Below are 8734 nucleotides of genomic sequence, written 5' to 3'. Positions count from 1 at the left end.
CTCACCGGGTGTGAAAAACAAACTGGTCAGCGTGGGCGACCACCGGGCGGGTGAGATTCTGGACATCATTTTGGAAGACGAAATCGGCCATGTGGCCGCAGGCAACCGCTGGTACCGCTACCTGTGCAAAGAGCGCGGCTTGGACCCTGTACACACCTACGCCGAGTTGATCGCTCAATATGACGCGCCCAAACTGCGCCCGCCCTTCAACATGGCGGCGCGCCAATCTGCCGGCTTCAGCACCGAAGAACTGCAACTGCTGGGGCGGTGATCAGTCCCTTTGCGTCAAACCCGCTGGCGACGCCGCATAGCCCGTGAGCGTTTTGTCAGCGTGCTTGAGTCGCCAATTGAGCATTTTTTGCGCATAGGCCAAGACCAACGCAGCGTATTCGGGGTCTTGCGCGCAGTTGTGCAATTGCTCTGGGTCTTTGCGCAAATCAAAGAACAAGGGCGGCAGTGCAGCAAAGTGAACGTACTTGTACTGCTCATCTTGCACCACGGCCAAGGCACTTTCGTCCATGTCTGTGCCCAATACGTCTTCGGGCTGCGAGTAATAGATGTTGCGGAAGTCGAATTCGTAATGCACCTCGGTCCGCCAGTTTTTGGGCGCTTGACCACTGTGCAAAAACGGCAGCAGCGAAGCACCATCACAGGCCCGAGGAATCGCTTGACCCATCCAATCCAAAATGGTGGGCATGGTGTCTACCGTCTCGGTGAACTGGCGAACAATCTGGCCCCGTGTGGCATCGGATTGAACACCAGGATCGCGAACAATCATCGGGATGTGAAAACTCTCATCAAAGTAGCCCATCTTGCCCAACAGGTGGTGGTCACCCAACTGCTCGCCGTGGTCGCTTGTCAACACCACCAAGGTGTTGTCCCACTGGCCAGTTTCCTTGAGGAACTTGAAAACCCGACCGATCTGGTCGTCCACCTCGCTCATCAGGCCGTAATAGGTGGCGCGCATTTGACGCACTTCGGCTTCGTCCATCTGGCTGGCCAAACCCTGGCCGTTTTGGAAAAAGCTCTTGCGTGCAATGTTGTCCAAATAGAACTTGAGCATGGGATGCTGCTCGCCTTCGGCTTGCGGTGAGGCGGCTCGAACCGGTGCGGGGCATTGCGCCGGGTCGTACATGTCGTGGTAGGGCGCTGGCGCTGCAAAGGGCGGGTGGGGACGGTAATAACCCAGATGCAAAAACCAAGGCTTGTTTTGAACGCTGCGCAAATAATCCAAGCCCTTGTCGGTGAACCAGGTGGTGTCGGACAAATGCGCAGGAATGACGCTGGGCCGGGCAGTGGCCCCGACGTCATGGGCTTCCAAGCCTTCGGGCAACCAAATGTCCCAAGGGTTGTCGGGCAACTCCACCCCTTGGGCAGCAAGCCAGCCAAAGTAGGCTTCCATTTTCAGCCCCCATGAACCGACCGATTTCCAGCCTTCCATGTCTGCACCCAAAACGGTGTAGCGCGGGTCTTGGGCTGCCGTGACGCGCGGATCTGGCGTGGTGGTGGTGTAACCGACCAAAGCAGGCTCATAACCGGCCTTGCGCACCTCTAAAGCGATGTTGGTGTGGCGTGCATCGAGCGGGATGGTGTTTTGTACCGCCCGGTGGTTCATCATGTACAGACCTGTGAGCAAACTGGCGCGGCCTGGCCCGCAAGGCACGGCTTGCGTGTAGTGGCGCGCAAAGGTCACGCCCTCGCTGGCCAGTGACTCAATGTTGGGTGTTTTGATCAGAGGATGGCCCAACATGGCCAAGGTGTCGCCACGCCACTGGTCAACCACGATGAGCAAAACGTTTTTGTGTTGGTGCATAAGGTTCTTTCTTCTGGGAATAAGTTTCAATTCAAGGTCGGATCCAACAGGTCACGCAACCAGTCGCCGAGCATGCTGACCGAAAACGTGGTGACCACAATGAACAAACTCGGCGCAAGCAAAATCCAGGGCGCCGATTGCAGGTATTCACGGCCATAACCGACCATATTGCCCAAGCTGGTCATGGGGGGCTGAACCCCCAAGCCCAAAAAGGACAGACCGGATTCCAACAAAATAACTTCTGGAAATGTGAGCGTGACGCTCACGATCAAGGTGCTGGCAATGTTGGGCAGGATGTGCCGCAGGTAAACGCGCCAAGGCGATGCCCCCAGGTCATAGACAGCGGACGCGTAACCTTGCTCATTGGCGGCAATCGTCAAGCCGCGTGCAATGCGCGCAGACCGCTCCCAGCCATAAAAACCCATCAAGGCGATGAACAAAACCAAGGTGTTTCCGAAAAACGCCAACACGGCCAGCGCAATGATCATGAACGGCATCGAGGCCTGGAAATCCACCAAGGTCAAGACCAACTGCTCCACCCAGCCTCTGAAATGCGCGGCTGCAAAGCCCATCAGCACGCCCACAGTGGCCGACAACATCGTGCTGATGAAGGCCACCAGCAAACTGATGCGGACCGAATGGAACAAGCGTGACAACACATCGCGCCCTAATTCATCGGTTCCAAGCCAGTGGTCTGAACTGCCGCCCCAAAACGCGGGCGGGCGCAGGCGGGCCAACAAATCCAGTTGGCTGTAACTGTAAGGCGAAATAAAATCTGCGAACAAAGCGATCCCTAAAACCACCACAATCCACAGCGAGCACAGTCGGACCAACAGGGGCATTGATCGAATCAGTTGAATCGCAGATTGCCCAAAAGACGGTGGGGCCGCGGTCTGGATTTGATCAGGCAAGGAGGGTGTGTTCATGCTTTTTTTCCTTGTCCGGCTTGGCCTGAGCGAACACGCGGGTCAATCCATCCGTAAAGGATGTCCACCATCAAATTGGCCGACACCATGGTGGTGGCCACCAACAACAAAAGACTTTGCACCACCGCCAAGTCCCTGTTGGCCACAGAGGTCACCATCAAGCGGCCAACCCCTGGCCAAGAGAAAACACTTTCCACCACCACCGCACCCGCGATCAAACTGCCAACCATGAAACCAATCACCGTCAGCGTCGGGATGGCCGCGTTGGGCATGGCGTGGTGCAGCACAACGCGGCGCCAGACCAATCCTTTGGCACTGGCCGTGCGGATATAAGATTGCCCCATGACTTCGAGCATGGCGGATCGGGTGAACCGGGCCAGCACCGCAGCGCCGCCCAAACTGAGGGTAATCACAGGCAATATCGCGTGCTGCCAAGTGGCGTCCCCTCCGCTGGGCAGCCACCCCAAACCCACCGCAAAAACCAGCACCAGCACCAAACCCAACACAAAACTGGGCATGGTGTAGCCAGCTATGGACAGGCTGATCAAGAACCGGTCAATCCAGGTGTTGCGGTGCAGCGCGGCATAAACGCCAGCAGAGATACCCATCATCAGCTTCAGTGCAAAGGCCGGAAGGGCCAAGCTGAGTGTGGCGGGAATGCGTTCTAAGACCAAATCCATGGCAGGGCTTTTGTCTCGCATCGAGTAGCCGAAATTGCCCTGCGCAAGATTTTTAAAATAGCCCAGATACTGCTGCCACAAGGGGGCATCCAAGCCCCACCCTTTGCGAAAAGCCTCCAGGGCTTCCGGCGGCGCTTCGGCCGACATGATCAACATGGCGGGATCACCCGTTGATCGCAGGATCAAAAAAGCAAAACTGAGCACCAAGAACAAGGTCAAGAGTCCGCGTAAAAACCGGATCACCAAAAATCGCATCATGCGCGGGACTCCAAAGGTGCATCGGGCAAACCCGCCTGGTCTGAGACCAGATGACAGGCGACTTGACGCTCAGAGGTCAGAGGGGTCAAACGCGGCGGCACCTCACGGCAAATGGCTTGCGCATGCGGGCATCTATTTTGAAAAACACAACCACTTTGAAGCGACAGCGGGCTGGGAGGATCACCTTGCAAGATGTGCCGCTTCGGGTTGCTTCGTTGCCAAAGTGATGGCACCGAAGACACCAAAGCTTGGGAATAAGGGTGCAAGGGTTCGCTGAACAATTGCTGGGGCGGCGCCTGCTCCACGATGTGCCCCAAATACATCACCGCCACTTGGTCACTGACTTGACGAACCACCTTGAGGTCGTGGCTGATGAACAAATAGGCCACTCCCATCCGTTCTTGGACGTCTTGCAATAAATTGATCACTTGGGCCTGAATCGAAACGTCCAAGGCTGACACGGGTTCATCACACACCAACAAGCTGGGCTTGAGAATGAGGGCGCGCGCGAGCACCACGCGCTGGCGTTGCCCACCCGAAAGCTCGTGCGGATAGCGGTGCCACAAGGGCTTTGGAAGTCCCATGGAGACCATCAAGTCTTGGGCCTGCTCCGTCCGGGAAAGCGCATCACCCAAGCCGTGAATCAGTAAGGGCTCTTGCACTTGCGAGATCACATTCAAGCGCCTGTCCAATGCCCCCAGCGGATTTTGGTAGACCATTTGCATGTTTTGCCGCTGGGCTCGCCAAGTGGCATCGCGCTTGGCCGTGACGGGCTGGCCGTTGAACAGCACTTGGCCTTGGGTGGCTTCGGTCAAGCCCAACACGAGACGTGCCGTGGTGGTTTTACCGCAACCAGACTCACCGACCAAGCCGAGGGTTTGACCCGCGCGCAAATCAAATGAAATGCCATCGACAGCGCGCAAGTTGGCTTTTCGCTGACGCCAGCCTTCAGGCACGCGCACCTGAAAGTGCTTGCGCAGTTCTTGAACTTGAAGCAATGGGGTCATGGTGTCGCCAAAAAACAAGCCACTTGGTGGTCAGGCTCAACAGAAGTAAGCATCGGTACAAACCCACTGCACTGCGCCATCGACTGCGCACATCGGGGCTCAAAGCTGCAGCCTTTGGGCAATCGGCCCGCTTCAGGCACTTGCCCTGGAATGGCCGTCAGACGTTTTTGGGGTGAAGCCACATCGGGCACACAAGACAACAAACCCTGGGTGTAAGGATGCTTGGCGGTGCCAAACAAATTGTCGGTGACTGCAATTTCGGCAGCGCGCCCCGCGTACATCACCATGACCCGCGAGCATTCTTGCGCAATCACACTCAGGTCATGCGAGATCAAGACCATGGCCATGCCCTGGTCGCGGCGCACTTCAGACAGCAAATCCAAAATTTGGGCTTGAATCGTGGCATCCAAGGCGGTGGTCGGCTCGTCTGCGATCAGCAAATCCGGCTCACCAGCAAGCGCCATGGCAATCATGACGCGCTGGTTCATGCCGCCAGACAGTTCATGCGGATAGGCATCAAAACGTTGGCGCGCATTGGGAATGTGCACCTGATCCAACAAACGCACCGCTTGCGCACGGGCGGCCTCACCTTTGAGTCCTTTGTGCAAACTCACGGCTTCTAGCAATTGCTGTCCGATCCGGTGCACAGGATTCAAAGCAGAGGCGGGGTCCTGAAAAATCATGGCGATGCGACGCCCGCGAATCAACGACAAAGCCTTGTCACTCAGACCATCAAAACGTTCACCCGCCAGACGAAATTCACCTTGAACTTGGGCATTCGCTCCGAGCAGTCCCAAAGCGGCCAGCCAGGTCACGCTTTTGCCGCAACCAGACTCACCGACCAGCCCTAAGGACTCCCCCACATGGACATCCAAATCAAGGCCATGGAGCACCTGCACTCGCGATGCGCCAGAGCCAAAGCTCACCGTCAGCCCACGCAGACTCACTAAAACTGGGGGGGAACTTGGGTGAGGCTGATGGGTCGTTGATTCAGTCATTTGCCACTCACGGGCATGGTCAGGTTGGCAGCCCTGAAGTCCATGGTGAAGGTGGGGGACCATTTCCACTGGATGTCTTTGCGCTTGCCGTAAAACACCACGTTACGGTGCAGCACGGTGTAGGCGGGATCTTCACGTTCTGCAATTTCCAGCATGCGGCGAAAAGCACGGCTACGGTTGTCCATGTTGGTGGACGTTTCCAGCAAAGTGGACAAGGTATTGAACTCGCTGTTCTTCCATTCGCCCATCTGTTGTTGCTGGCCGTTGGGGCCGTGCTGGTTCACCATGGAGCTGATCGGGTCATTGAAGGGGGCTGAGTTTGACCAGTCACGCACACCTCGAGCGGAGTTGGCTGTTTCAAAAATTTGGCCCCAATTTTCTTTCATCTGCATGTCCACGTTCAGGCCGACGGCACGCCACATTTCAGCCAACACTTGCGCCGTTTGCACTTGGTTGGTGTAGTAATTGTTCAAAACACGAAATGGAATGGGTTCACCCTTGTAGCCAGCCTCTTTGACCAAACGGGCCGCCAGTGCAGGGTCGTACTTGGGAACGCTCCAGTTTTTCTGGAACATGGGTCCGTAATACTCCCACTGCAAGCCAGCGGGCACGGAGGTGCGGTTGCCCCATAAAGATTTGACAATCGCGTCACGGTCGATCGCATGGGCCATGGCCAGACGAATTTTGGGATTGGCCATCTGCGGGTGGTTCTTGTCAAAGACGATGAGGCGGTGATTGAGCACGGGGCCGCCGACCACTTCAAACTTGGGGTTGGCTTCGATGGTCTTGATCTGGTCCGGCGGAATGTCGGTGACAAAATCGTACTCGCCACTGAGCAATCCATTGACGCGCCCCGACACTTCAGGCACGACTTGGTAACGCACTTCTTTCACGTTGGGTTTGCCGCCAAAATAAGCATCGTGCGCGGTCAACACCAAGCTGTTGTCTGGCTTGAATTCTTTGATTTTGAACGGCCCAGCAGCCACAGGCGAACGCGCCCAACTGGCCCAGTCTTTGGCTTCCAAAAAGGCACGCCTGGAGATGATTTCAGACGACCGTGCCAAGCGGCCCTCGAGGGTCAAATCGGGTGCCAAGTTGATGAATCGCACGGTGTATTTGTCGATCACTTTGACCTGCGCCAACGAAGGCCACAAGCGCCTGGCGATTGCAGGCACTTCGGGTGGCAATGTGGCCGCAGTCAGTTTGACTGCCGTGGCAGGCGTTTGATTGGTCGTGGTGGCGATGGTGGCAGCGACTTTGCCCACGACCAGAGGTTTGGTGCTGCCAAACATGTGCTCGGGACCAAAGGTGAAGGCCACGTCGTCGGCGGTCATCTCATCACCGTTGTGGAACTTCACGCCTTTGCGCAGTTTGAGTTCCACCGTGAAGTCATCGATGCGTTTCCAGGAAGTGGCCAGACCCGGCTTGAGCGACAAATCGCCTTGACGATCAAGTTCAATCAGCCCTGCGTAAATCATGGGGAAGGAGCGCGCACCCACATTCGATTGTTCGCGCAAAGGCGTCAAAGTTCCCGAAGTGGCGACCTGCTGAACGGCCACGCGGACTGTTGGGCGGCTGTCGGTTTGGGCACCGACATGGGTCACCACTGCCATGGATGACACCAGCAACAAAGTAGTTAAGAAATGACGTTTCACGGTTGACACCTTTAAGACCAAAAACCTTATGGTGGCCGTGACATGTGAATTAAATGCGGCAAAGATGTGAAGTTTCTATGACCTCGTCCATGATGCCTCTTTTGTTTAAAATTTTTAATCCATAAACACCCACCAGATCGATTTAGCCCCTCGGGTGGTGCTGTGCATGCAGCGTCTTGAGCCGCTCACGCGCCACATGGGTGTAGATGGTGGTGGTGGAGATGTCGGCGTGGCCCAGCAGCATCTGCACGGCGCGCAAGTCGGCCCCATGGTTGAGCAAATGAGTGGCGAAAGCATGGCGCAAGGTGTGCGGCGACAGGGGCGCTGTGATGCCCGCATCGATCGCGTAGCGCTTGACCAAACTCCAGAACATGACGCGTGACATGGCTGTGCCCGGCGTGCTGCCGCTGGTGGTGACGAACAGGTCTTGGGTTTGTCGCTGGCCCAACATGACCGGTCTGGCCTGGCCCATATAGCGCTGCAACCATTCCCGCGCCTCCTCGCCAAAAGGCACCAGGCGTTCTTTGCTGCCCTTGCCCATGATGCGCAGCACCCCCTCATTGAGCGAGACATGCAGGGTTTTGAGGCTCACCAACTCACTGACACGCAAGCCACTGGCGTATATCAGCTCCAGCATGGCGCGGTCACGCAGCCCCAACGGGGTGGTGATGTCGGGCGCAGACAACAAGGCATCGACCTGCGCCTCGCCCAGCGTTTTGGGCACGCGCAGCGCCTGTTTAGCGGCCAGCATGCGCAAGGTGGGATCGGATTGAACAAGGCGTTCGCGCAGCGCCCAACGAAAAAACCGCTTGAACACCGTCAACCTTCGGTTGGCCGATGTCGCCTTGGTCTGGCCATGGCGTTCGGCAAAGTAAGCCTGCAGTTGGTGTTCTTCGGTCGCCTCCAGCGCCAGCCTGTGCGTCAAAAACAACCAGGTGGCGAAGAGGGACAAATCAAGACGGTAAGCCGCCAAGGTGTTGGCGGACAGTCCGTCCTCCAGCCAGAGGGCCTCGGCAAATCGGTCGATGGCGCTCTGGCTGGCCTCGTGCATGAACTGAAATCAGTCCAGCTTGAGTTTTTGCTGGTCCACCACCTTTTTGTAGACCTCGAACTCGGCCTTGATCTGGGCCGTGAACTCTTCAGGCGTGTTGGCCACCACCAAAGAGCCGGTGTCGTTGATGCGCTTGGTCACGCCCGGCTCTTGCAGGGCTTTTTTCACGCCCGCGCTGATCTTGTCGACCACCTCTTTGGGCAGGTTCTTGGGGCCCAGGATGCCGTAGTAAGCCATGCGGTTGACGGGTTCCAGACCGACATCCTTGAAGGTGGGCACGTTGGGCAGCTGAGACAGGCGCTGGGGCGCGGCCACGACGATGGGCACCAAACGGCCCGACTGGATG

The 8734-nt window shown here is 57.0% G+C and carries 9 protein-coding genes; 1 reads left to right on the top strand and 8 read right to left on the bottom strand.

Translation table 11 applies throughout. The annotated features are described in order from the left end of the window. Positions 1-271 (top strand): DUF455 family protein (locus ACIQ47_RS13225; protein WP_396438565.1); only part of this gene is annotated, 271 nt, incomplete at its 5' end. On the opposite strand, the gene pehA is transcribed toward ACIQ47_RS13225, so the two are convergent. The 8 genes from pehA to ACIQ47_RS13185 all read right to left on the bottom strand — a co-directional run. Next, positions 272-1813, bottom strand: coding sequence for a phosphoric/sulfuric ester hydrolase PehA (gene pehA / locus ACIQ47_RS13220; protein ID WP_396438564.1), 1542 nt, complete (start codon positions 1811-1813; stop codon positions 272-274). A gap of 26 nt (positions 1814-1839) precedes the next feature. Next, the gene (locus ACIQ47_RS13215) at positions 1840-2739 is read right to left on the bottom strand and encodes an ABC transporter permease (RefSeq protein ID WP_396438563.1); all 900 of its coding nucleotides are present in this window, start codon (positions 2737-2739) and stop codon (positions 1840-1842) included. Next, positions 2736-3677: an ABC transporter permease gene (locus tag ACIQ47_RS13210; RefSeq protein ID WP_396438562.1), complete on the bottom strand. Its 942-nt coding sequence runs from the start codon at positions 3675-3677 to the stop codon at positions 2736-2738. The genes ACIQ47_RS13215 and ACIQ47_RS13210 overlap by 4 nt, the downstream gene beginning before the upstream one ends. Next, complete coding sequence (locus ACIQ47_RS13205; RefSeq protein ID WP_396438561.1) at positions 3674-4684, bottom strand: ABC transporter ATP-binding protein; 1011 nt, start codon at positions 4682-4684, stop codon at positions 3674-3676. Before ACIQ47_RS13205 ends, ACIQ47_RS13210 begins: the two co-directional genes overlap by 4 nt. Beyond that, positions 4681-5631, bottom strand: coding sequence for an ABC transporter ATP-binding protein (locus ACIQ47_RS13200; RefSeq protein ID WP_396438560.1), 951 nt, complete (start codon positions 5629-5631; stop codon positions 4681-4683). Before ACIQ47_RS13200 ends, ACIQ47_RS13205 begins: the two co-directional genes overlap by 4 nt. Before the next feature lie 47 nt (positions 5632-5678). Beyond that, the gene (locus ACIQ47_RS13195; protein WP_396438559.1) at positions 5679-7337 is read right to left on the bottom strand and encodes an ABC transporter substrate-binding protein; all 1659 of its coding nucleotides are present in this window, start codon (positions 7335-7337) and stop codon (positions 5679-5681) included. A 142-nt stretch (positions 7338-7479) separates the two neighbouring features. Beyond that, the gene (gene xerD / locus ACIQ47_RS13190; RefSeq protein ID WP_396438558.1) at positions 7480-8388 is read right to left on the bottom strand and encodes a site-specific tyrosine recombinase XerD; all 909 of its coding nucleotides are present in this window, start codon (positions 8386-8388) and stop codon (positions 7480-7482) included. Positions 8389-8397: 9 nt separating this feature from the next. Next, on the bottom strand, positions 8398-8734 hold a 337-nt coding region (locus ACIQ47_RS13185), incomplete at its 5' end, for a tripartite tricarboxylate transporter substrate-binding protein (protein WP_396438557.1).

Origin of the sequence: Limnohabitans sp. (assembly GCF_044373035.1) — a bacterium.
In the GTDB taxonomy this organism is placed as follows: domain Bacteria; phylum Pseudomonadota; class Gammaproteobacteria; order Burkholderiales; family Burkholderiaceae_C; genus Limnohabitans_A.
Note: the sequence above shows the minus strand (reverse complement) of the source record. Positions and strands in the feature narration are given on the sequence as shown.

Bases quoted from the DNA above. Each gene is read 5' to 3' on its own strand.
- xerD (WP_396438558.1), bottom strand. From the start codon at position 8,388: ATGCACGAGGCCAGCCAGAGCGCCATCGACCGATTTGCCGAGGCCCTC.
- ACIQ47_RS13205 (WP_396438561.1), bottom strand. From the start codon at position 4,684: ATGACCCCATTGCTTCAAGTTCAAGAACTGCGCAAGCACTTTCAGGTG.
- ACIQ47_RS13210 (WP_396438562.1), bottom strand. From the start codon at position 3,677: ATGATGCGATTTTTGGTGATCCGGTTTTTACGCGGACTCTTGACCTTG.
- pehA (WP_396438564.1), bottom strand. From the start codon at position 1,813: ATGCACCAACACAAAAACGTTTTGCTCATCGTGGTTGACCAGTGGCGT.
- ACIQ47_RS13215 (WP_396438563.1), bottom strand. From the start codon at position 2,739: ATGAACACACCCTCCTTGCCTGATCAAATCCAGACCGCGGCCCCACCG.